The 22,711-nt window shown below is 52.2% G+C and carries 24 protein-coding genes and 1 pseudogene; 3 read left to right on the forward strand and 22 right to left on the reverse strand.

Going from position 1 to position 22,711, the window contains the following annotated elements; translation table 11 throughout:
• Positions 1-74 precede the first annotated feature (74 nt).
• From acpS to rpoE, 11 genes are all read right to left on the reverse strand, one after another.
• Positions 75-455: a holo-ACP synthase gene (gene acpS, locus ACMHXE_RS10050; RefSeq protein ID WP_101053503.1), complete on the reverse strand. Its 381-nt coding sequence runs from the start codon at positions 453-455 to the stop codon at positions 75-77.
• Complete coding sequence (gene pdxJ, locus ACMHXE_RS10055) at positions 455-1,192, reverse strand: pyridoxine 5'-phosphate synthase (protein ID WP_101053501.1); 738 nt, start codon at positions 1,190-1,192, stop codon at positions 455-457. The genes acpS and pdxJ overlap by 1 nt, the downstream gene beginning before the upstream one ends.
• A gap of 112 nt (positions 1,193-1,304) precedes the next feature.
• On the reverse strand, positions 1,305-2,030 hold the full coding sequence (gene recO, locus ACMHXE_RS10060) for a DNA repair protein RecO (protein ID WP_101053499.1): 726 nt from the start codon (positions 2,028-2,030) through the stop codon (positions 1,305-1,307).
• Between the two features lie 8 nt (positions 2,031-2,038).
• Positions 2,039-3,028 carry a GTPase Era gene (era, locus tag ACMHXE_RS10065; RefSeq protein WP_101053497.1) on the reverse strand — a complete coding sequence of 330 codons (990 nt, stop codon included), beginning with the start codon at positions 3,026-3,028 and terminating at the stop codon, positions 2,039-2,041.
• Entirely contained in the window at positions 3,025-3,708 is a 684-nt protein-coding gene (gene rnc, locus ACMHXE_RS10070) for a ribonuclease III (protein ID WP_101053495.1), read from the reverse strand. The genes era and rnc overlap by 4 nt, the downstream gene beginning before the upstream one ends.
• The gene (gene lepB, locus ACMHXE_RS10075; protein ID WP_413732148.1) at positions 3,705-4,619 is read right to left on the reverse strand and encodes a signal peptidase I; all 915 of its coding nucleotides are present in this window, start codon (positions 4,617-4,619) and stop codon (positions 3,705-3,707) included. Before lepB ends, rnc begins: the two co-directional genes overlap by 4 nt.
• Before the next feature lie 169 nt (positions 4,620-4,788).
• Positions 4,789-6,579, reverse strand: coding sequence for a translation elongation factor 4 (gene lepA, locus ACMHXE_RS10080; protein WP_234556846.1), 1,791 nt, complete (start codon positions 6,577-6,579; stop codon positions 4,789-4,791).
• A gap of 117 nt (positions 6,580-6,696) precedes the next feature.
• A complete protein-coding gene (locus ACMHXE_RS10085; RefSeq protein WP_413732150.1) occupies positions 6,697-7,176 on the reverse strand; it encodes a SoxR reducing system RseC family protein in 480 nt (159 codons plus the stop codon).
• Between the two features lie 10 nt (positions 7,177-7,186).
• The gene (locus ACMHXE_RS10090) at positions 7,187-8,119 is read right to left on the reverse strand and encodes a MucB/RseB C-terminal domain-containing protein (RefSeq protein ID WP_101053489.1); all 933 of its coding nucleotides are present in this window, start codon (positions 8,117-8,119) and stop codon (positions 7,187-7,189) included.
• Between the two features lie 9 nt (positions 8,120-8,128).
• Positions 8,129-8,749: a sigma-E factor negative regulatory protein gene (locus ACMHXE_RS10095; protein WP_101053487.1), complete on the reverse strand. Its 621-nt coding sequence runs from the start codon at positions 8,747-8,749 to the stop codon at positions 8,129-8,131.
• A 24-nt stretch (positions 8,750-8,773) separates the two neighbouring features.
• Positions 8,774-9,352 (reverse strand): RNA polymerase sigma factor RpoE, encoded by a 579-nt coding sequence (gene rpoE / locus ACMHXE_RS10100; RefSeq protein WP_025010551.1) that lies wholly within the window; start codon positions 9,350-9,352, stop codon positions 8,774-8,776.
• Between the two features lie 199 nt (positions 9,353-9,551).
• Between rpoE and nadB the strand changes: the two genes are divergently transcribed.
• On the forward strand, positions 9,552-11,162 hold the full coding sequence (gene nadB, locus ACMHXE_RS10105) for an L-aspartate oxidase (RefSeq protein ID WP_101053485.1): 1,611 nt from the start codon (positions 9,552-9,554) through the stop codon (positions 11,160-11,162).
• A gap of 16 nt (positions 11,163-11,178) precedes the next feature.
• Here the strand turns inward: nadB and ACMHXE_RS10110 are convergent, their stop codons facing one another.
• From ACMHXE_RS10110 to rppH, 10 genes are all read right to left on the reverse strand, one after another.
• Entirely contained in the window at positions 11,179-11,601 is a 423-nt protein-coding gene (locus ACMHXE_RS10110; RefSeq protein ID WP_165564715.1) for a protein YgfX, read from the reverse strand.
• Entirely contained in the window at positions 11,582-11,821 is a 240-nt protein-coding gene (locus ACMHXE_RS10115; RefSeq protein ID WP_028779782.1) for a succinate dehydrogenase assembly factor 2, read from the reverse strand. Before ACMHXE_RS10115 ends, ACMHXE_RS10110 begins: the two co-directional genes overlap by 20 nt.
• A gap of 98 nt (positions 11,822-11,919) precedes the next feature.
• A complete protein-coding gene (gene nhaR, locus ACMHXE_RS10120; RefSeq protein WP_101053481.1) occupies positions 11,920-12,828 on the reverse strand; it encodes a transcriptional activator NhaR in 909 nt (302 codons plus the stop codon).
• Positions 12,829-12,844: 16 nt separating this feature from the next.
• On the reverse strand, positions 12,845-13,213 hold the full coding sequence (locus ACMHXE_RS10125) for a hypothetical protein (protein ID WP_224867432.1): 369 nt from the start codon (positions 13,211-13,213) through the stop codon (positions 12,845-12,847).
• Positions 13,214-13,224: 11 nt separating this feature from the next.
• On the reverse strand, positions 13,225-14,400 hold the full coding sequence (gene nhaA / locus ACMHXE_RS10130; RefSeq protein ID WP_101053479.1) for a Na+/H+ antiporter NhaA: 1,176 nt from the start codon (positions 14,398-14,400) through the stop codon (positions 13,225-13,227).
• Between the two features lie 117 nt (positions 14,401-14,517).
• Positions 14,518-15,312: a thymidylate synthase gene (thyA, locus tag ACMHXE_RS10135; RefSeq protein WP_039034197.1), complete on the reverse strand. Its 795-nt coding sequence runs from the start codon at positions 15,310-15,312 to the stop codon at positions 14,518-14,520.
• Positions 15,312-16,139, reverse strand: coding sequence for a prolipoprotein diacylglyceryl transferase (gene lgt / locus ACMHXE_RS10140; RefSeq protein WP_093982518.1), 828 nt, complete (start codon positions 16,137-16,139; stop codon positions 15,312-15,314). Before lgt ends, thyA begins: the two co-directional genes overlap by 1 nt.
• Positions 16,140-16,176: 37 nt before the next feature.
• Positions 16,177-16,977, reverse strand: coding sequence for a sulfite exporter TauE/SafE family protein (locus ACMHXE_RS10145; RefSeq protein ID WP_101053473.1), 801 nt, complete (start codon positions 16,975-16,977; stop codon positions 16,177-16,179).
• Positions 16,978-17,024: 47 nt separating this feature from the next.
• Positions 17,025-19,259 carry a phosphoenolpyruvate--protein phosphotransferase gene (ptsP, locus tag ACMHXE_RS10150; protein ID WP_413732154.1) on the reverse strand — a complete coding sequence of 745 codons (2,235 nt, stop codon included), beginning with the start codon at positions 19,257-19,259 and terminating at the stop codon, positions 17,025-17,027.
• A 25-nt stretch (positions 19,260-19,284) separates the two neighbouring features.
• On the reverse strand, positions 19,285-19,809 hold the full coding sequence (gene rppH, locus ACMHXE_RS10155; protein ID WP_025010542.1) for an RNA pyrophosphohydrolase: 525 nt from the start codon (positions 19,807-19,809) through the stop codon (positions 19,285-19,287).
• 698 nt (positions 19,810-20,507) lie between these two features.
• Here rppH and mutH point away from each other — a divergent pair.
• Positions 20,508-21,182, forward strand: a complete 675-nt coding sequence (mutH, locus tag ACMHXE_RS10160) for a DNA mismatch repair endonuclease MutH (RefSeq protein ID WP_335921608.1) — start codon at positions 20,508-20,510, stop codon at positions 21,180-21,182.
• A gap of 122 nt (positions 21,183-21,304) precedes the next feature.
• The gene (locus ACMHXE_RS10165; RefSeq protein ID WP_039034192.1) at positions 21,305-22,387 is read left to right on the forward strand and encodes an adenylate/guanylate cyclase domain-containing protein; all 1,083 of its coding nucleotides are present in this window, start codon (positions 21,305-21,307) and stop codon (positions 22,385-22,387) included.
• Between the two features lie 27 nt (positions 22,388-22,414).
• On the opposite strand, the pseudogene ACMHXE_RS10170 reads toward ACMHXE_RS10165, so the two are convergent.
• Positions 22,415-22,711, reverse strand: a pseudogene (locus tag ACMHXE_RS10170) (IS4 family transposase); the annotation flags it as partial.

Below are 22,711 nucleotides of genomic sequence, written 5' to 3' on the forward strand. Positions count from 1 at the left end.
CATCAATTGAGCGAGTATGCGGTTAGCATGAATTGTTCGACTTATCAAACTGAGCTTACTGTTCCGACTGAAGCTCAGTCGCTCAGAACAACCGTCGCCACCGCATAGTGACGTTCATCGGCAATGGACAGTAGTGCCCGCTTGGCGCCCAGTGTTTCCAGGCGTTGGCACGCGCCATCACTGAATTCAAGCAAGGGCGCACCATCGGCATTGTTGCTGATATGAATATGCTGAAACGAGACTCCGCGGCCGATTCCGGTTCCCAGCGCCTTGGCAGCCGCTTCCTTGGCCGCAAAGCGCTTGGCCAGAAATCGCGCCGGTTCGCTCAGCGTCTGAAAGCGGACATATTCGGCCTCGGTCAGCACCCGTTTGGCCAGCCTATCTCCGCCCCGCTCCAACTGAGCCTCAATGCGGGCGATTTCCACTATGTCGGTTCCCAGTCCCAGCACAGCCATTACTCGCCTCTGCGACCTTCCAACATGAGTTGCTTCATATCTCTGACCGCCTTGTCCAGGCCGTCTATCGCCGCCCTGGCTATGATAGCGTGGCCGATATTCAGCTCATGCAGCTCGGGGATGGCCGCTATCGGCTTCACATTGTGATAGTGCAGCCCGTGCCCTGCGTTGACCACCAGGCCCTTGCCATGAGCATAGGTCGCCATTTCCGTGATACGGGCCAACTCCTCGCTCTCCTCTTCGGCGCTGTGGGCGTCGGCGTAGCGGCCGGTATGAATTTCTATCACGGGCGCCCCCACGGCTACGGCGGCATCTATCTGCTCGCGGTTGGCATCGATAAAGAGTGATACTTTAATGCCCTGCTCGGTCAGACGTTTGACCGCCGCGGCAATTTTCGGCTGCTGACCGGCAACGTCCAAGCCGCCCTCTGTAGTAAGCTCCTCGCGTTTTTCCGGCACCAGACAAACATAGGCAGGCTTAACCTCACAGGCGATATCCAGCATCTCTTCGGTGACCGCCATTTCGAGATTCATCCGGGTCTTGAGCGTCTTGGCCAGCAGATAGACATCGCGATCCACTATGTGGCGTCTGTCTTCACGCAGATGGATAGTGATCCCTTCGGCGCCGGCGTGCTCGGCCACGGCCGCTGCATGCACAGGATCCGGGTAATGGGTGCCACGCACCTGTCGCAAGGTGGCGATATGATCTATGTTCACCCCTAACAAGATTCGATTCATCTTTAACTCCTTGATAATTCCTGTAATGCACCAGCCTGTTCGGCGGTATAAAAGCAGTTTCTATTCTCTGCCCATTGTAACGGCAGCATTTGAAAAAAGCGGGCTGAAGAGCTCATTTCTCCCCTCGGCTGGGCGGCTGTGGCTCCCTTGGCAAATTTCCCCCCCGGCGGGCAAACAACTGCCTGCTGAGCAGTGGCTTATCGCCGAGCAGAGGCCGGAGCAATTGCCGGGTCAAGACTTTGGCGGCTTGCCAATCCTCTTGCTGAAGGCGATTTTCAGCCAATGCCAACAGAGTGCTTCCCGGTAGCGCCTCTTGCCGCCTTGCATCACCAATAAAGGGGGTGAACCCCTGTTCGGGAATGAATCTGTAGCAGCCATCGGCTTGGATATCGGCGCCATCAGCATCCTTCACCAATGAGGGCATGCAGCCAAGCTCGGATAAGAGTTTGAGCTCGAAATAGCGCAGTGTTGTCTGCTCAAAGCCCTTGGCCAGCGCCAGCAGGCTCTGATGATAACTGAAAAACAGCGCTTCGCCACTCTGGTGGTTGCCCAGTACCCGCACCAAGAGTTCATTGAGGTACATGGCCGCATATAAAGCGTCCCCGGTCAGGGGCACTGCCGGGGACGCACTTTCAATTTGAGTCAGGGTTCTGAGGTCGCTGCGGCCACTCAGTTGGAACAGCAACGGCTGAAACGGCTGCACTATGCTCTTTATCGAGCGTTTGCCACTGCCGACTCTGGCAACGGCGTCGACCCGACCAAGGCCATCCACCAGCAGGTTCAACAACATGCTGGATTCCCGATAGGGCCGGGCGTGCAGCACATAGCCTCGCAGCATAGTCGGCCTCAGTCTTCGCCGTAACCCAGGCTGCGAAGGGCACGTTCATCATCGGCCCAACCCGACTTCACCTTGACCCAGACTTCCAGGAACACTTTGTTATCAAATAACTGCTCCATGTCCTTGCGGGCCTCAGTGGCGATAGTGCGGATCCGCTCGCCCTTCTTGCCGATCACCATGCGTTTCTGGCCGTCGCGTTCAACCAGAATAAGCGCATTGATCTGATAGACGCCATTCTCCATCATCTTGAACTGCTCGATTTCCACCGTGGCATCATAAGGCAGTTCATCACCGAGAAAACGCATCAGTTTTTCACGGACGATTTCAGAAGCCATAAAGCGTTGTGAACGGTCGGTAATATAATCTTCCGGGAAATAGTGCACGCTCTCGGGCAGTGACTCTTTCGCCAGCGACATCAAGCGGCCAACGTTGGTACCCGACTTGGCAGAGATAGGCACAATTTCATCGAAGGCATACTTCTGTCCCAGGGCTTCCAGGTGCGGAAACAGCGTCTCTTTATCCTTGATATAGTCGACCTTGTTCACCGCCAGCACTGTCTTGCGCTCATTGCCGCCATGACGCAGCTTATTGAGCACCATTTCGTCATCGGCGGTCCAGTTGAGACCATCGACCACAAAGATCACCATGCAGACATCGGCCAGCGAACTGGCGGCGGCGCGGTTCATCAAACGGTTGATGGCGCGCTTTTCCTCTATGTGCAATCCGGGGGTGTCGATAAAGACTATCTGTGATGGGCCTTCGGTGTGGATCCCCATGATCCTGTGGCGGGTGGTTTGCGGCTTACGGGAGGTGATACTCACCTTTTGGCCGAGCAAACGGTTGAGCAAGGTGGACTTGCCGACATTGGGGCGACCGACTATGGCCACCATACCGCAGTAGGTAACATCATAGGCGGGTGTCGGTGACGGTTGGCTCATATTGGCCAACAATTCATCCAGGCTCGGCTCCTGGGCCGGTACCTCTGGGGTCTTACTCATTTTTTCAGTAGCTCCAATATCCCAGCAGCGGCTTGCTGCTCGGCTTTTCTGCGTGAACTGCCGGTGCCGGATACGGCTTGATCCAGCTCTTCGATACGGCATTCGACGGTAAAGGTCTGATCGTGCGCCTCGCCGGAAACCGCCACCACTGTATACTCAGGCAGAGGTTTCTTATAGCCCTGCAGGTACTCCTGCAGCTGGGTCTTGGCATCTTTTTGACTGACCCCGGGCTGAATCGCCTTCAGTCGCTGCTGGTACCAGCCCAAGAGCAATGGTCGACAGGTTTCCAGATCCGAGTCCAGGTAGATGGCACCTATGATGGCCTCCACCGCATCGGCGAGAATGGATTCGCGGCGAAAACCACCGCTCTTGAGCTCGCCCGGGCCCAGGGTCAGATAATCACCCAGCTTAAACTCTTTGGCAATTATCGCCAGGGTATCACCCCGCACCAAGGTCGCACGCATCCGGCTGAGATCGCCTTCGGTCGCCCTGGGGAACTGATGATACAAGGCATCGGAAATCACTATCGACAGGATAGAGTCTCCGAGAAACTCCAACCGCTCGTTATGCTTGTTGGCCGCACTTCTGTGAGTCATGGCCTGCTCCAGCAGTGCCATGTTATTGAATTCATACCCCAGAGTACGACACAGACGGGCAAAATTCTTCACAGGTTCTCTCACTTCAAACCACCTACACGTTCAAAACGCACACCGCTTGGCACCCAAGTAGGTAACCAATCCTGAGGCTGGCGCTCAAACTCAAAACTTATCCAAATTGCCACAGCCTTACCTACCAGATTCGCTTCGGGTACAAAGCCCCAGAAACGGCTGTCGGTACTGTTGTCGCGGTTATCGCCCATGGCAAAGTAGTGACCTTCAGGTACGACAAACTCGCCTTGATCAAAGCCTGGCTCACGGTAATAGAAAGCCGATGGCTCAGGACGGGCCGGGTTGATCAGAATATCGTGAGTCACCTCACCCAGTTGCTCGCGAAAACGCAGCAGATCCACGCCATCATCCTGGAACTCGCCTTTATTGACCGGTGCTCTCAATACCAGTTTAGGTCCTGGACAAGGTTGTTGCTCTTTACAGGCTTCCTGAATATAGAGCTCCTTGTTGCGATAGATGATCTTATCACCTGGCAAACCGATAACCCGCTTGATGTAATCGACTCGCTCATCTTTGGGGTATTTAAATACTATGATGTCGCCGCGCTCCGGCTCGCCGGTTTCCACCAGCTTGCTACGCCATACAGGATCTTTCAGGCCATAGCTGAATTTTTCCACCAGAATGAAGTCACCCACCAGCAGGGTTGGCATCATGGAGCCGGAAGGGATCTGAAACGGTTCATACAAAAAAGATCTCAGGATTAGCACAAAGGCTATCACAGGGAAAATGGACTTGGAGGTTTCCACATAACCTGGCTCCTGGATGATTTTTTCAGTGACTTCATCGGTCAAGGTGCCATTTTGCGCTTGGGCCAAAGCCAGTTTAGCCTGACGCTTGGGGGCCAACACAAAGGCATCGAGCGCCCAGATAAGGCCACTGACCAAGGTCACCAGCACCAGAATAATGGAAAAATAGGCTGCCATTGGTTAATTAACTCCTGCCTTGTATTAAATTGGAATAAGTCTTGTCAGCTTTAGTTAGTTTACCCATATTTGCCGTTCCAGGGACAGGTCTCCCCTTAAACTAACTAAAGCGCCGCAAAATGCGGCGCAAATGAGATGTAGCTATCCTGGACGCCACGGCGCCACAGGATCACTCGTTCAGTTTCAATACCGCCAGGAAGGCTTCCTGTGGAACTTCCACGTTACCGAGCTGCTTCATCCGTTTCTTACCTTCTTTCTGCTTCTGCAGCAGTTTCTTCTTCCGGGAAACGTCACCACCGTAACATTTGGCGGTTACGTCTTTACGCAGTGCTTTCACGGTCGAACGGGCCACAATCTGACTGCCCACTGCGGCTTGGATTGCAATATCAAACATCTGCCGCGGGATCAGCTCTTTCATCTTCTCCACCAGGGCGATACCACGGTGGCGTATGTTGCCCCTGTGGATGATCATCGCCAGTGCATCGACTCTGTCGCCGTTGATCAACACATCCAAACGCACCATGTCGGCTGCCTGGAAGTAGACAAAGTTATACTCGAGCGAAGCATAGCCACGACTGGTGGACTTAAGCCTGTCGAAGAAGTCCATCACAACTTCAGCCGCCGGAATATGATAGGTCAGTGCCACCTGGTTGCCGTGGTAAACCATATTCTTCTGTACACCGCGTTTTTCAACACACAGAGTGATCACGTTGCCCAGGTAATCCTTGGGCACCAGAATATTGGCTTCGACGATAGGCTCGCGCATCTCTTCGATATAGTTGAGTGCCGGCAACTCGGATGGGTTATCCACATAGACAACATCGCCATTGGTCAGTTCAACTTCATACTCTACAGTGGGCGCCGTGGTGATCAGATCCAGGTTATATTCCCGCTCCAATCGCTCCTGGATGATCTCCATATGCAGAAGTCCCAGATAACCAATACGGAAACCAAATCCCAGAGCAGTGGAGTTTTCCGGCTCAAACTGCAGTGAAGCATCGTTCAAGCTCAGTTTATTCAACGCATCACGGAAGTTTTCATAGTCGTCGGTAGAGATGGGGAACACACCAGCGTATACCTGAGGCTTCACTTTCTTGAAGCCAGGCAGAGGCTTGTCTGCGCCGTGTTTGGCGTGGGTCAGGGTATCCCCCACTGGGGCCCCGTGGATCTCCTTGATACCGGCAATAACAAAGCCTACTTCACCGGTTCTCAGTTCAGTTTTTTCTTTCTGCTTGGGAGTGAAGATCCCCACCTTGTCGGCGTTGTAAGTCTGGCCTGTGCTCATGACCTTGAACTTATCGCCCTTCTTGAGTACACCGTTCTTGATTCGAACCAGAGACACAACCCCTTGGTAACTATCGAACCAAGAGTCGACGATCAGTGCCTGCAGCGGCCCTTCCGGATCACCTTCCGGTGGCGGAATTTGTGCCACTATGGTTTCCAGCACTTCATCTATGCCAATACCTGTCTTGGCAGAGCAGCGCACTGCATCTTTGGCTTCAATGCCAACTATATCTTCAATCTCGGCCGCCACCCGCTCGGGTTCAGCCTGTGGCAGGTCAATCTTGTTGAGTACAGGGACAACATCCAGATCCATTTCCAGCGCGGTATAACAGTTCGCCAGTGTCTGGGCCTCAACCCCTTGACCGGCATCAACCACCAGCAAAGCTCCTTCACAAGCCGCCAGCGAGCGGGAAACTTCATAGGAGAAGTCAACATGCCCTGGGGTATCGATGAAGTTCAGCTGATAGATTTCACCGTCTTTGCCCTTATAGTCGAGTGTAACGCTCTGGGCCTTGATGGTGATACCGCGTTCGCGCTCCAGATCCATTGAATCCAGCACCTGAGCAGCCATTTCACGGTCGGTTAAGCCGCCACAAACCTGGATCAGGCGATCTGAGAGGGTAGATTTGCCATGGTCGATATGGGCAATAATCGAAAAGTTTCTAATATGTTTCATTATGCTGCAATGACTAAATTCTAATGGGAGACTGTGCTCAAAGGTGCGAAATTGTACCCGATTGCTGGGCCAATACCAATTAGATTCACACTTTAAGCCTTGGCGGGAATGACGGGATTAATGGCACTTGCTTTCTGAAGCGGCCTCCATGGCTTGGCCCAGATTGGCGAGTATGACGGGTTGGGCCCGGTTTTCAATCCTGCGCGCCTGAGACTTACCCAGTTGCCAAGCCAGCAAAGCAAAGATGATCGCCATGAATATAACCCCTCCATCTGTACTGAACCCAGCAAGCGAAGCAATAAAGCGCCCCAGCAACCCGCCTAAAAAAAGCCCGGCCAAAGGCAGCATATAAACCAGCAATGCCGCCTTGAGCACTACGCTTTCCGGCAAGCCTAAACGCAGTAAAGTGCCTTCTGGATAAGTTTCAGTACTGGGCAGGGAAAACTCCTGCAGCCGACTGCCAAACGCCTTGGCAACCGCAGAAGTGCCGCAGGATTCGCTACTGGAGCAGTGATTACAGGCACTCTTCAACTCCACCTGCACCTTGACCCAACCATCGCTGTCTGTGCCAACGACCTTAGCCACCTGCTCCATCATAATTCAGCCCTCACTCCAGCCTTAGACCCGAAGCGATACGGATAAGCGTTTGTGTCGGCACCTTACCAACGGCAACCACTTCCAGATTACCGACTCGGTCGGCCGCCATGGAAAGGCCATTGCGGGTCATCAGCTCTTCCGGCATAGGCGCGTCACCGGCGCGGGCAACGTAGACAGAGATATTGCTGAAGCCATCGGTCAAGGCTATGTATTCCACCGGCTCATGACTGCCAATCAGGCGATGATGATCACGAACCACCACTTGAAAACCGGGCGGCAGCCAATCAAACTGCCAATTCTGGCCATCTTCACGCTCTGAGGAGTTCATCACCGCCGGCCATTCCTGCTTGTAGGCCTCCACCAGCAGAGGCGCCGTTTCCTGCAATTCTATCAATTCGATAACCAACAACTGCTCCAGCAACTGCTTGTCCTGATTCAGCATGTCATAGCGCAGCGGCAGGAAGGTTTCCATATCCATCCACACCTGAAAACCATAGCGGTATTCATCATTGGGCAAAATGCGGATCATCTGTCCTGGACGGCCGGCGATACGGCTACGCCCCCCCAACACCAATTGATATCCGGCCTCAAGATTGCCGCTGTCACCGAAGAAGGCCGCTGGCATCACTCCTTGAATACGCTTGGCATTAATACTATAGGCGGGCTGATCGTGTTCGATAAAGGTCACTGTATTACCGACACGAACGGCATTTTTTGGCGGCCCATTAAGGTGTTCGAGGAAGGCCACTTCCTCACCGTTGACTTTACCGTGCAGGTATACCAAAGGCCGAATATTATCGGCCTGAAGTTGGATGAGAGAAATCTTGTATTCTTTTTCGCGCAAAGCCTGGCTCATTTTTTCAAGCCAGGCTTTGGCGGACATATCATCCTGCGCGAAGGCAGGCACTGCGAAGGCCAGGAGGGCCAAGAGGAAAAGGCGCAAGAGATTTCCTTAACGATTCATAGGAACAGGAACGACCTCACTATTGTTATCCATAACCACACCGGCATTCAATCTCTGTTGCAACATATGATCCTGAATATAGCTGTTAATCCTGCGACGTTGCTCAATCAACTGCTCATTGGTATATCCCTGTGGCTGCTGAACCGGTCCGGTTTGCAGGCTAACAGGTGAAGCACTGCCCACCAATGGACGGGTAATAAGCACTGGGGATGCAGGATCCTGGCTTTCAGGTGCCTGGTTGTAGTTCTGAACACCAACAATGGCAACCATGGCAACAGTGGCCGCAATCGCATACTGGCCAAACTGTTTGAACATGGGGATCACTCTACCGCCGGAAGCAAGCTGACGTTGGGGCTCAACAACCTCTGATACCTGAGTCGAGGTAACAGGCGCGACTATCGTCGGTTCCTTGTCGATAGCGGCAGCAATACTGGCAGAAAGATCCAAGGGGATAGCGGAAGGCAACTCGCCACGCATAGCATCACCAATTAGGTGGTAGTTACGCCACTTGTCGTGAGAAGCAGTGTCACCAGCCAGTTCTGCCAGCGTCTGAGCGTCGGTTTCGCCGTCCACTGCCGCAGAAACCCACTCCTGACCTAATTTATCCATTACTCACCTGTCTCTATTAAAGGGTCATCTTTCCAGCAAAGGCTGGAGCTTCTTATCTATGGCTTCCCGAGCACGAAAGATACGGGATCTCACAGTACCTACAGGGCAATCCATCACATTGGCAATATCTTCGTAGCTCATACCATCAAGCTCACGCAAAGAGATAGCCATCTTTAACTCTTCCGGCAAAGATTCGAGAGTGTCGAAGACAGTCTTCTTTATCTCGTCTGAAAGCATCAACCGCTCAGGAGAGGCGAACTCTTTCAGGGCATCACTGCCATCGTAGAACTCGGCTTCATCGGCATCGACATCGTTCGCAGGCGTTCTGCGCCCTTGTGACACCAGATGATTCTTGGCCGTATTTACTGCTATTCGGTACAACCAGGTATAAAAGGCACTCTCACCGCGAAAATTAGGTAACGCCCGATAAGCCTTGATAAAAGCCTCTTGCGCCACATCTGCTACATCGGCCTGATTCCGTACATAACGGGATATCAGATTGATGACCTTACTCTGATACTTTTGTACCAGCAGGTTAAAAGCGTTTTTATCGCCACGTTGTACGCGCTCAACCAGTTGTTGATCACTTGTTTGTCCACTCATCCGAGCCGACTTCTCCCAAATCTTATAATGCTGATTTCTCAGTCGCTCGAATCATATTCACTTATGTAGACTAGCGTGCTTCGAAAAAGTTCTGATGTTTTGCAAAAAATGTACTGCGAATATCCTGAGCTGAGTTGTATCCATCCCTTGCGAGTTGGTTTACCATAACCGAACCCCCAGTCACATCTCATGATACCCGATGAAACAAGTAGTTGAACACCAATCTGACGTCCTGGTCATAGGCAGTGGTGCAGCGGGCTTGACTCTCGCCCTTCACCTGGCTGAAAAAACCAAAGTCATTTTACTCTCCAAAGGTCCTCTCAACGAAGGCTCAACCTATTATGCCCAAGGGGGCATAGCCTCGGTTTTCGACGAGGAGGATACCATAGAATCCCACGTGGCCGACACCTTGGTCGCCGGCGCCGGACTCTGTGATGAAGCCGTGGTAACCTACACGGCCGAGAATGCCCGCGCCGCCATGCAATGGCTGATTGAATGCGGTGTGGCCTTCGATAAGGAAGAAAATCCCGATGGCAGCATCAATGACAGCGCCTACCATCTGACCCGTGAAGGTGGCCACAGCCACAGACGTATTCTGCACGCAGCCGATGCCACCGGCAAAGAGGTACAGACCACACTGCAGGAGATGGCCCAGGCCCACCCCAATATTCTGGTGCTTGAGCGTTACAACGCCATAGATTTGATCACCACCCGAAAACTGGGCCGTCCGGGCAACCGGGTATTGGGCGCCTATGTCTGGAACCGTAACCTTGAGCAGGTGGAAACCATCAAGGCCAAGTTTGTCGCCCTGGCGACCGGCGGCAGTTCCAAGGTTTACCAGTACACCTCCAACCCGGATATCGCCAGTGGTGATGGTATTGCCATGGCCTGGCGTGCCGGTTGCCGGGTAGCCAACATGGAATTCAATCAGTTCCACCCGACCTGTCTATACCATTCAGATGCCCGCAATTTCCTGCTGACCGAAGCTTTGCGCGGTGAAGGCGCCTATCTGCGCCGTCCAGATGGCAGTCGCTTTATGCCTGACTTCGATGAACGCGCCGAACTGGCGCCCAGAGACATAGTAGCCAGAGCCATAGACTATGAAATGAAACGCCTCGGCGCCGATTGTGTCTATCTGGACATCAGCCACAAGGATCCGGAATTTGTCATCAAGCATTTCCCCACCATTTACCAGCGCTGCCTGGACTTAGGGATAGATATCACCAAGGAACCTATCCCTGTGGTGCCTGCAGCACACTATACCTGCGGCGGGGTAATGACAGATTTTCATGGCCAGACAGATCTCAATGGTCTCTATGCCATAGGTGAAGTGGCTTATACCGGACTGCACGGTGCCAATCGCCTGGCGAGTAACTCTTTACTGGAGTGCCTGGTATTCGCCCGCGCTGCTTCGACCGATATTCAAAGCCAATTGGGTAAAATTGCCATGCCCGGTAATATCCCGGCCTGGGATGAAAGCCAAGTATGTAACTCGGATGAGGAAGTAGTAATTGCCCACAACTGGCATGAGCTGAGACTTTTTATGTGGGACTATGTGGGGATTGTGCGCTCAGACAAGCGTTTGGAGCGGGCCCTACGCCGCTGCGCCATGCTGCAACAGGAGATCCAGGAATATTACAGCAACTTCCACGTCACAAACAATCTACTGGAATTGCGCAACCTGGTGCAGGTGGCCGAGTTGATCATCCGCTGCGCTATGTCCCGCAAGGAAAGCCGCGGCTTGCACTGTAATATCGATCATCCGCAGAAACTGGAGAATCCGCAGCCGACCATTTTGCAGCCTGAATAACTTAGCTGGAATAAGGTCAGTTAGCGGACTTTGACCGCTGCAACAATAGACGACACAGATGACGATAGTCTGTGTCGTCAAACATATCGGCAAACAGCCAGCAACGCCCGCAGTTATCCTCCCCCTGATAGGTAAAAGTCACCACAAAGGGGCTGACCCAAGGTTTGCCACTAAGTTCGAAACTCGAACCGGGTTCGAACTGTCCTTCACCCAATTCATTAAGCCAGAAACAGAGTTGCCAACGGCGCAAACGCCACAGAGCCAGGCCAAAAGCTACCAGTACCAGCAGCAAACATAAGTATTTGAACGATAAATAGAAAGGATAATCCAGCGCCGGCCAGGCAAGAAAGCTGCTCAGGCAAACAGCAGCCAGCACCGTCAGACTCAGATACTGGCTGAAGGAAGAACTGAGTTGAAACCTATGGCGCTGCCCGGCCACGAACGCGCACTACCATCTGTGCCAGTTGCGGATCCGGACATTGCTCATGCCCCATAAACCAAGCGAACAGTTCCGGGTCTTCACACTCAAGCAGACGAACAAACAAGGCCTTGTCCTCAGGGCTCAGAGTCTCATAATGCTGCTCCACAAAAGGTTGAAACAATACATCAAGCTCCAGCATGCCACGGCGACATGCCCACTTTACCCTGGGGGTACTCATCAAGTCAGACACCTATAATGCTCCAATCAAGAATTTTGCCGCAAGTTTACATTCTGGCGTCTGCGCTGTCGAATACCCACCTTAATCATCCACCCGTATCAGAACTGCTGCACCTGAAGATCTCGACCGGCAAATAACTCACCAAAATCCGTTTCCAGCAAGCGCTGCACCGCCGGATGCTGGATCATCCGCTCTGCGAACATCACATGATATTCCTCTTTGATCTCCATGGTTTCACCGAGCAAACGTATATTATGTTCGAGAATATCCTGCTGGTAGATGGAGGGAGCAACAAATATCCCCTTACGGAAATAGCCAAAAGCCTTCATCATAGCCGCATCGTCAAACTCGCCGAGAATCGTGACATTAAGGCGTTTCTCATCAAACCAGCGATAGAGCTGCTGCCCCAAGGAAGTGCGTCGACTGGGGATCAGCAAGGGCCCCTCTTCCAAACATTCAGGAAAACCACTTTTAAACTCCTGCGCCGAGAAGAAGGCGATACCGCACTCCCCCAGCTTCTTGGAAAGAATTTCCGGATATTTGAGAGACTCACCGGCGCAGTCCGACAGTATCATATCCAGTTTATGCTCCCTGAGCCGGGTCATCAGACTCTCGTGAGTCGATTCATAACAGGCCAAGTGCATGGAGCTAGTTGCCGGGATAACCGACATCAGCACCCGACTGGCCAACGCCTTGGAGAGAGCATCGGCAATACCCACCTCAAACAGGATGGATTCATCCTTGCGATAGTTGAGCACATCGAGCATCTCATAAGAGAGGCTGAACATTTTATCGGCGTAGCGAAACACCAACTCGCCCAATTCAGTAGGGGCCAGATTGCGCCCTACCCGCTTGAACAGACTCCCCTTAAGCCTTTCTTCCAGAGTGCGTATCTGGCCGGTAATGGTTTGTGGGGTTAAACAGAGTGTCTCGGCAGCCTTGGTCACTGAGCCTTGCTTATGCACCATCCAAAAGTAATACAGGTGGTTGTAGTTCAAATGAGACATAGGCTGCCCCGACTCCTTACTTCAAACGCTGACAGTCCAGCAAATTATTTACGGCAAGCTGCAGTGTCTCTATATCCTTGACCTCACCGCTTTCAAAGGCTTCGCTGATCCCCATAACCAGTTGATCCCTATCCGGGATCCTCTCCAGGCAATACTTGCGATTGGCTTCCTGAAAACGCTTACCTCCCCGATATTTAAGCGCGCGGGCTTCATAGCCGTTGCTGTCCAGGCGGGCACCTACCGCCTGTGGCTTATACATAAGCGCACCATCAACAACGCCCTCAAGGTAACTCTGACACAGGACAGCTTCCTTGTCTGCAATACAGGCTTCTATCTGTGACGCCTGAACCAAAGGGGCCATGCCCACGAGAATGAGTCCTGCCATTATGCTTGTTTTCATTCCTTTTCTCCTTTTTCAGGTAACACTTTTGACAGCCAGAAATAGCCCACGACTGCCGCCAACATAGATCCGATAAGGATCCCCAACCTGGCCAAATCGCTATAGACAACGCCACCATGCTCAAACGCCAGCGAGGCAATAAACATCGACATGGTAAAACCTATACCGCACATCACAGCCACAGGTATGATATGGCGCCAGGCAATGCCCTCGGGCAACTCTGCCAGACGCAACTTAACCGCAATAAAACTGAACAGCACCACACCAATCGGCTTACCGAGCAACAAACCCAAAGCAATACCCAGAGGTACAGGCGATACCAGGCTCTCGAGCGACATCCCGCCCAAAGCTACCCCGGCGTTGGCAAAAGCAAAGACCGGCAGGATCAGGAAGGTACTCCAGGGGTGCAGCGTATGCTCCAGATGCTCGGACGGCGAACCACCTTGCTTGTCGCGCAGCGGAATACAAAAGGCGATGATCACCCCGGCCAAAGTGGCATGAACCCCGGACTTGAGTACGGCAACCCAGAGAATAGCCCCAAGCACGCCATAGGCTCCAAGCGCAGTCACGCCGCGACGGTTCAAAATAATCAAACCTATAACGGCAGCAGCGGCAATCACCAGGCTTATCATCGACAGATCGCTGCTGTAGAACAGCGCAATAATAACAATGACACCCAGGTCATCTATGATTGCCAGCGCCAATAAAAACACCTTGAGCGCCACAGGAACCCGGTTGCCTAAAAGTGCCATTATCCCCAGCGCAAAGGCGATATCGGTCGCGGCAGGAATCGCCCACCCCCCTTGAGTCACTGGGTCATTGGCATTGAACAGCAGATAGACTGCGGCCGGAACAAGCATGCCGCCTATAGCAGCAAAGGTGGGTAGAGATGCCTTGGAAACACTGGACAGCGCTCCCTCAAGCAATTCGCGCTTAACTTCCAGACCAATCAACAGAAAGAACAGCGCCATCAGACCATCGTTGATCCACAGCAGTAAGGGCTTGTTGATATCCAGCGCCCCGAGCCGCAACTGCATCGGGGTATCCAAAAAACCTTGATAAACGCCGGCAAGAGGTGAATTAGCCAAGACCATAGCCAAGGCTACAGCAATCAATAACAGGATACCGCCGGCAGATTCCTGACTCAGGAAATTCCGAAGTGCCTTTTCCATACTAAACTCCCAAAAACATAATTGATTTGAGTGTAGTAGATGGATTTAGGTAAGAATAATCGAAAGTTTCTGCGAAACACCTCGAAATATACGAGGTATTTCGCTAAAAAACTGTTTTTAAATGGCAACTGGTGCTTTGATATGAGGGTGAGGATCGTAACCTGACAACTCGAAATCTTCGAATCGGTAATCGAAAATAGACTCAGGCTTGCGAATAATTTTCATTTGTGGCAGAGACTTGGGTTCACGGCTGAGTTGCAGCGCCGTTTGCTCCATATGATTGGAGTAAAGGTGGGTATCACCGCCAGTCCAGACGAAATCGCCCAACTCGAGGTCACACTGCTGCGCTACCATCATGGTCAACAGCGCATAGCTGGCAATATTGAACGGCAGCCCCAGGAACACATCACAGCTGCGCTGATACAGCTGACAGGATAACTTGCCATCAGCCACATAAAACTGGAAAAAGGCATGGCAAGGCGCCAGCGCCATCTTGTCGAGCTCGGAGACATTCCAGGCCGAGACAATCAAACGTCTGGAGTCAGGTTGTGATTTGATCTGTTCTATCACCTGGGTAATCTGATCGATATGACCGCCATCGGGCGTTGGCCAGCTACGCCACTGAGCGCCGTAAACCGGTCCCAGATTACCGGATTCATCGGCCCACTCATCCCAAATCGTCACTTTATTTTCATGCAGGTAAGCAACATTGGTGTCCCCTTTCAGGAACCAGAGCAACTCATGAATAATGGAGCGCAAATGGCACTTCTTGGTGGTCACCAAGGGGAACCCCTTACTGAGGTCAAAACGCATCTGATAGCCAAATACAGAGCGGGTTCCCGTGCCGGTACGGTCAGTTTTTTCGGTACCGGCATCTAAAATATGTTGCATTAAATCAAGATATTGCTGCATTACTGCTTGTCCTTCACCACGCCGGCCTGCGGCGCATTACGCATTAACAGATAGAGTCCAAAGAGGATCATGGGCACTGACAGTATTTGCCCCATGGTCAAAAAGCCCAAATAAAGCCCGAGTTGAGCATCCGGCTGCCTGACCGTTTCCACTATGCAGCGGAAGATACCATAGCCGAGCAAAAACATCCCGGACACGGCTCCGGTCTTGGGACTGCGTCTGCTGAACCATTGCAGTAAAATAAACAGCGCAACGCCTTCGAGGGCAAATTGATACAGCTGCGAAGGATGACGAGGCTCAGGGCCGCCGGAAGGAAACACCATGGCCCAAGGCACATCTGTCACCCGGCCCCAAAGCTCACCATTGATAAAGTTACCCAAACGCCCGGCGCCCAAACCGATAGGCACCACCGGAGCCACCATATCCGCCACCGCAAAGAAGCTGCGCTTCTGTTTCCAGGCGATGTAGAGCATGGCCAGAATAACCCCCATCAAACCACCATGGAAAGACATGCCGCCTTCGCTGATCTTGAATAGGTACAAGGGGTCGGCAATAAAGTAATCCAGATGGTAAAAGAGCACATAACCTATGCGGCCCCCCAGGATCACCCCGAGAAAGGCATAGAACAGCAGATCAGAGACCTGCTCGCGGCTCCATAACCCCTTGGATCTGTCAGCCATACGGTTGAGCAGTATCATAGCGGCCAAAAAGCCCAGCAGGTACATGAAACCATACCAACGCAAAGCCGGTTCAAAAGTCTGGCCGAACAGCTCAAAGGGGCCAAAAGAGACGATCACAGGATCAATATTGGGAAATTCTAAAGCCATAACAGAAAGACGATTCCTAAATTAACCAAGGCGCAGATCAGGCCAGAATAAGTTTAAGACCCACAACAACCAATAAAAGTGCAAATATTTTCTTCAGTACAGGCGTCGGCCAGGTGCTGGCCGCTTTGACCCCCACAGGCGCAACCAACATTGAGGAAGCAATAATACCCAGCAAAGCCGGCAGATAGACATATCCCAAAGTGCCGCTTGGCATATCAGGGGCGTTCCAGCCTGCGATAACATACCCTAAACTGCCCCAAAGGGCGATAATAAGGCCAGTAGCCGATGAAAAACCCACCGCCTGACGCATCTGCAGCCCACACCAAGTGAGGAAAGGCACCAAGAGCACCCCACCGCCTATGCCCATCAAGGCGGCAATAATGGCAATCATCGCCGAGACGATGAGTAAAACGGGAAATGGCGGCAAGCCCTCTTTCGCTGATGGACGGAAAGGAAATGCCATCTGGGCGGCCATTAGGATAACAAACACGGCAAAGGCACGGCGCAGATCATCGGCCGGGATCAACTCGGCGATAAATCCCGAACACAAGGCTCCCAGTGCCAGACCGGGCAACATGGATTTAAACAGTGGCCAGGGAATATTGCCGCGACTGTGGTGGGCGCGGGCGGATGAAAAAGAGGTCAAAATAATGGCCGCCAACGAAGTAGCAATGGCGACATGGGGCAACTGCGCGGCAGGAACCCCCACCTTGGGTAAAATATACAGCAGCGCCGGCACCACGATAAGACCGCCGCCTATTCCCAACAAACCGGCCATAAAGCCGACAAAGGCCCCCAACGCCAGACAAACACCGAATACCCAGAGAAATGTGTCCACAGAGGTTCCTTAATTCTTGTTGTTATTCCATACCCGGCACCGCCGGTTCAGTTGAGAATGGCTGCCAGTTCTCTTTGCCCCAAATAATCGTGCACCAGTTGCCGCACTTCACTGCCGCTTTTGAGTGTCAGCGCCTCGGCCAATAACTGCTCGAGTTCATCGCTGCGCACTCGCCGCAGCAGATAATTTATTCTGGCCAAGCTCCCCTGGTTCATACTCAAGCGGTTGTAGCCCATGGCGACAAGCAGCAAGGCACCGCCGGGTTCACCGGCCAACTCGCCACAGACACTGGCACCAAGGCCATATAGACGGCACGTCTCCCGCGCCTGTTTCAGCGAACGCAATATCCCCGGATGATAACTGTCAAACAGGGCGCTGACCCTGGGGTTGTTGCGATCCACCGCCAACAGATATTGAGTCAGGTCGTTACTGCCGACCGAAACAAAATCGACCCGTTTGGCAACTTCATCCAGTTGAAACAGCAGCGCCGGCACCTCCAGCATAATGCCCACCTTGGGTCTTTTCAGCTCAGGGTTCACATCCGACTTAAGCTCGGAATAAGCCTGTTCGATATATTCAAGCGATTGCTCTATCTCATCTAGATTACTGACCATGGGCAGCAAAATATGCAGCTGCTCGCCGCTGCCGCTGGCCTGGAGCATGGCGCGAATTTGCACCAGAAACAGCTCGGGATGGTCCAGCGACAAACGAATGCCACGCCAGCCCAAAAATGGGTTTTCCTCCTTGATGGGGAAATAAGGCAAGGGTTTGTCTCCACCCACATCGAGGGTGCGCATCACCACGGGGCGCCCCGATGCCGCCTCCAACACCTGACGATACACCTTAACCTGCTCAGACTCGCTGGGAAAACGCTGTTGCAACATGAAAGGGATTTCGGTGCGATATAGCCCAATACCATCGGCGCCTTCGGCAATTTCCGAGGCCAAACCACTGAGTAAGCCGGCATTCATGTATAGATGAATACGTTTGCCATCAACCGTCTCGGCCGGCAGGTTCAGCTCTTTGGCGTATTGCCGCTGCAACGCTCTCTCGGCGGATAACAAACTGCGGTACTCACCGACCACGGCCGGAGACGGCGACACCATCAGTTGACCACGGGTGGCATTGAGCACCAAAAGCTTCTTGTCTATGTCGGCAGCCAAAACCTGGTCGACCCCTGTGATGGCAGGCACACCCAGGGCCCGGGCCAGAATAGCAGCATGGGAGTTGACCCCGCCAAGTTCTGTCACTATCCCGGCCAACTTTTGCCGCGGAAACTCGGCCAGCAAGGTGGTGTCCGCTTCACGGGTCACCAGAATAACCGGCTTATCGGCATTGAGCTCCAACCGCTCCGGCTCAATCAACTGGCGCAGCACCTTCTGCCCCAAGTCACGGATATCGCTGGCCCGCTCCTTGAGATAGGGGTCTTCCATCGCCATAAACTGGGTGATGTAACGCAAAGACACGCGGCTGACCGCCGACTCGGCGCACCAACCCGCAAGCACTTCGTCGCGATATTCGCCCCCAAGGCTGGCCTCTTCCAGCAAGAGCTGCAGCGCCGAGAAGATAGACACCACCTCTTCATCCTGCTCGCGGTCAAAACGCTGTGCCAGGGTGCTCAGAGTGTTACGGCAACGCTCGATTGCTGCCTTGAGGCGTTCAAGCTCATTGGGGATATCTGTTGCGGTTTGATCCGGCTGCTCCAGGGATATCTGACCACCCAGCACCAAAGCATGGGCAATGGCGATACCATTGGAAGCCGGTGTACCCTGAAACAGGATTTGCAGCTGATCTTCCTTGACGCTGGCCTTTTGTTTGAGGCCGCGAATAGCCATGGCCAACTGCGCCGCCAGCGTCATAAGAAAAGCTTCTTCCCCTTCGCTGAACTGACGGGCACTGGGCTGCTGCACCACTATGACGCCAAGCAACTGTTTCTGATAGATAATAGGCGCGGCGAGAAAAGCTCGATATTCCTCTTCAGCCACTTCGGGAAAGAGTTTGAATCTGGGATGTGCTCTGGCATCGGCAAGGTTGATGGCTTCTTCACGCTCAGCAACCAAGCCCACCAGACCTTCGGTCAACGGCATGCGAACCTGGCCAACGGCACTGGGCTTAAGACCATCAGTGGCCGAGAGGACCAACTCATTTCTATCCAGAATATAGATAGAACAACACTGAGTGCTCATGGCGGCCTTTATCTGGCCGACCAATAGCTCAAGGGCAGCCTCAAGATCCCTTGCGGCCGCAACTGCCTGAGTAATATCCCTGAGCGTGTTTAACACCTGTTCCCCCTTTCGATATCAAACCTCAGCCTGCTGCTCTTTGTCGTCCCCTTCGGCGTGAAGGCTCCCGGGTCTGCAATGCCAGAGCCGTGGTGGCGAACTCTTTCATCACTTTCCGGTAGACGTCACGTTTAAAAGATACGACCTGACGCACAGGGTACCAATAACTGACCCAGCGCCAGTCATCGAATTCAGGATGGCCGGACGAATTCAAGTTAACGGCACTATCCTGACTCTTGAGCTGCAGCAAAAACCATTTCTGCTTTTGGCCGATACAGACAGGCTTGCTGTCTTGGCGCACCAAACGCTTTGGCAATCTGTATCGCAACCAGGAGCGGGTGGATGTTAATATCTGCACATGTTCCGGCCTAAGCCCGACTTCTTCATACAGCTCTCGATACATGGCATCTTCGGCGGATTCACCGTCATCCAATCCCCCTTGGGGAAACTGCCAGGAGTGCTGACCAAAACGCCTGGCCCACATTACTTGGCCAAATCTGTTACAGATAATGATGCCCACATTTGCGCGAAAACCGTCGCTGTCAATCACATGGACTCCGAAAAAGCGATAAATTTCAATGATTCGATTGTTTCACAATCCCACGTCGGCAGCAATTCTCTATTTACGGCTTTTTCTTTGGATAATCAAATAAGCTTTTCCACTTTATCAACAATTAACCATCTCTGCTTGAGTGGATATCCACAAAAACTGTGGATATCTCTGTTTGAAACTCGGCTGAACTTCTGGAAACGCTGCTTTTTACAACCTTTCCCTCCTAATTGACAAAGACACAAACCCAACAAAAACACTTCAAATACATAATGATACAAAGCACAAAAACGAATACAACCACAACTAAACCACCAATAGTACACTTTTTAACCCGCACTCGATCAGAAGCAATTTCTCGGCAATGTCACAAAACTTTATTCACACCCTACGGACAAAAACTCGACTTTCAAGCTGAAAAACAGCGTCAAAACCCGGTTGACACCGACCATTATTTGTTTTATTGCGGCCATAATTGTTCAGTTATCCCAAAATGCTGTGGATAAGTTTGTTGGCAACACAGGGGAAATCGGCGAGTAACTCAGGAAATCCATTCCCCTATAGTTGAAGATGAAAACTTTAGTCAATAAAAACATAATGATAGAAAAATTAATTTTGGGGATGACTTCACCCGACATCGCAATGACCATTTTTTGCACAAACTTGTTATCCAATCCCGCTCAGGTAAAATCAACGCCATGAAAACCAATATCTTGCCGCCAAGCTCCTTGGCACAACTGCTAAAGCGCGCCGACGATATCGCCGGGCTGACTCTGGGACAGCTCGCCGAATCTTTAGGGGTAGCCGTGCCCAAAGACTTTCGCCGTGATAAAGGCTGGACCGGACAACTACTGGAGCTGGCATTGGGAGCAACCGCAGGCTCTAAGCCCGAACAGGACTTTCTGCACCTTGGGGTAGAACTGAAGAGCATTCCAATAGATGAACGCGGTATGCCGCTGGAAACCACCTATGTCTGTGTCGCGCCGCTAACCAATATTTCAGGACTGCGCTGGGAGCAGAGTCTGGTGTATCACAAATTGCAGCGGGTACTGTGGATCCCGGTTCAGGGGGACAGGGATCTTCCCCCGGGTGTCCGACGTATCGGCTCGCCGCTTTTATGGGAACCAAGCGTCGAGGAAGACAGGCTATTGCGCCAGGATTGGGAAGAGATCATGGAGCTTATCAGCCTGGGCAAGGTCAGCAAGATCACGGCCAGGCACGGTGAAGTATTACAGTTAAGGCCAAAGGCGGCCAACAGTAAGGTGTTAACCGAGAGTATTGCCGAGAATGGCAGTATCCAGATGACCAACCCCAGGGGCTTTTATCTCAAAACTCAGTTCACAAAAGGGTTACTTGAGCGCTTTTTTGGCTGATATCGCCTCTAATCGGCACTTGCCTTGATTAAGATCACAATTACCACTGGAAATCAGAGGGGTATATTCTATAAACTAGCGCATCCTGAGAAGGCCCGTTAATTTAGGATAGAAGTTACCCCGTGAGAGCGCGTCGCCAGGCCAAAAAGCTTCTGTTTGCCATAATGGCATGGACAGTAGCTATGGCAGCTTTTGTATTTTTTCGCTATGCCCAAACCACTGAGCTACCTCAGTGGGCTGTCGGCTCGGCGGATCTCGCGACGCTGGCCGCCTACATGGGAATTATTTTCGGTAGCTTACACTGGATGTCAAACCTGATAGCCGACTTCAGTGCCATCAATCGCCTGCCCTATGTCTTCTCCGTCATCTTTAAAGGGCTGTTTCTGCTCTTGGGTGCCACCACTTTGGCGTATATGACCCAGTACCTGAATATGTGGGCCATAGAGAACCATATGGCAACCTTGAGGCAGATGCTGACTGTGCACATCCTCTATAGTCCCTCATTCCAAGCGTTAATTATTTATCTGGTGGTCGTACGGGTCGGGCTCGCCTTTATTGAACAGATGGGACTACTGGTAGGCCCCAGGATCCTGTTAAACATAGGTCTGGGTAAGTATCACAAGCCCAGATATGAACAGCGGCTATTTCTCTATCTCGATATGGTAGCTTCCACTACCCATGCCGAATCTCTGGGGGATTACCGCTTTGCCCGGCTGATACAGGACAGTTTCAGCTTGCTTTCCGATACAGTCACCAACAATGATGCCGAGATCTATCGTTACATGGGTGATGCCGTGCTCATCCATTGGCCGCTGGAAGACGGCATCATTAACGACAGATGTATGAATATCTACTTTGAATTCAGCCAGCAGCTCAATTGGCAGCGACGCTATTTTGAAGAACACTATGGTTTTGTCCCCAAATTCAAGGCGGCGGCTCACTGTGGCCAAGTGGTTGCAGCTGTGGTCGGGGTGCAAAAACAGGAGATCAGCTTCTTCAGCGACGTGCTCAACACCCTAGCGCGACTACAGGATCAGTGTAACCCCTTAGGACAAAGGATGCTGCTCTCCGGCGCGCTGGTAGCTAGGCTGGAAAATGATGACAGCGAGTATCAGCTCACCAATTTAGGACCGGTCAAGTTAAAGGGTAAACAACACTCCATTGAAGTGTTCGGGGTTAAACCAAAACAAGGCAATCAGTCATAAAAAACAGCCTATTAAGGGTAATGCCGTTCACTTAGTGTGAACGGCATTTTTCTTAGGCTTAATGGGATACTTGTTTTTACTCATTTTTAACGCACGTGGATAGGCTCTATCCCGTTTCCCATCAAGCTTGAACTGCCTCGCATTACGCACTATGTCCAAGACATCTCTCGGGACATTCCCAGGCGTTTGAGATGACAGCTGAGTCAGTTTAAAAATGATATAACTCGACGCATCTCTAAAGCTTAATTGGTTCGGATGTAACGACGGTAAGCTTTTAGCCATCAACACCATCTTGTATCTGATGAGGTTATAGGCCAACAGTAC

Origin of the sequence: Shewanella sp. BJSY2023SW007, assembly GCF_047314525.1 — a bacterium.
Taxonomy (GTDB): Bacteria; Pseudomonadota; Gammaproteobacteria; order Enterobacterales; family Shewanellaceae; genus Shewanella; species Shewanella chilikensis.

Coding starts and splice junctions, on each gene's coding strand:
- mutH (WP_335921608.1), top strand. CDS start 20,508: ATGAAAACCAATATCTTGCCGCCAAGCTCCTTGGCACAACTGCTAAAG.
- rpoE (WP_025010551.1), bottom strand. CDS start 9,352: ATGAGTGGACAAACAAGTGATCAACAACTGGTTGAGCGCGTACAACGT.
- lgt (WP_093982518.1), bottom strand. CDS start 16,139: ATGGCTTTAGAATTTCCCAATATTGATCCTGTGATCGTCTCTTTTGGC.
- ACMHXE_RS10095 (WP_101053487.1), bottom strand. CDS start 8,749: ATGGATAAATTAGGTCAGGAGTGGGTTTCTGCGGCAGTGGACGGCGAA.
- ACMHXE_RS10085 (WP_413732150.1), bottom strand. CDS start 7,176: ATGATGGAGCAGGTGGCTAAGGTCGTTGGCACAGACAGCGATGGTTGG.
- thyA (WP_039034197.1), bottom strand. CDS start 15,312: ATGCAGCAATATCTTGATTTAATGCAACATATTTTAGATGCCGGTACC.
- ACMHXE_RS10125 (WP_224867432.1), bottom strand. CDS start 13,213: ATGGCAGGACTCATTCTCGTGGGCATGGCCCCTTTGGTTCAGGCGTCA.
- recO (WP_101053499.1), bottom strand. CDS start 2,030: ATGCTGCGAGGCTATGTGCTGCACGCCCGGCCCTATCGGGAATCCAGC.
- nhaA (WP_101053479.1), bottom strand. CDS start 14,400: ATGGAAAAGGCACTTCGGAATTTCCTGAGTCAGGAATCTGCCGGCGGT.
- nhaR (WP_101053481.1), bottom strand. CDS start 12,828: ATGTCTCATTTGAACTACAACCACCTGTATTACTTTTGGATGGTGCAT.
- lepA (WP_234556846.1), bottom strand. CDS start 6,579: ATGAAACATATTAGAAACTTTTCGATTATTGCCCATATCGACCATGGC.
- nadB (WP_101053485.1), top strand. CDS start 9,552: ATGAAACAAGTAGTTGAACACCAATCTGACGTCCTGGTCATAGGCAGT.
- lepB (WP_413732148.1), bottom strand. CDS start 4,619: ATGGCAGCCTATTTTTCCATTATTCTGGTGCTGGTGACCTTGGTCAGT.
- era (WP_101053497.1), bottom strand. CDS start 3,028: ATGAGTAAGACCCCAGAGGTACCGGCCCAGGAGCCGAGCCTGGATGAA.
- acpS (WP_101053503.1), bottom strand. CDS start 455: ATGGCTGTGCTGGGACTGGGAACCGACATAGTGGAAATCGCCCGCATT.
- ACMHXE_RS10115 (WP_028779782.1), bottom strand. CDS start 11,821: ATGAGTACCCCCAGGGTAAAGTGGGCATGTCGCCGTGGCATGCTGGAG.
- pdxJ (WP_101053501.1), bottom strand. CDS start 1,192: ATGAATCGAATCTTGTTAGGGGTGAACATAGATCATATCGCCACCTTG.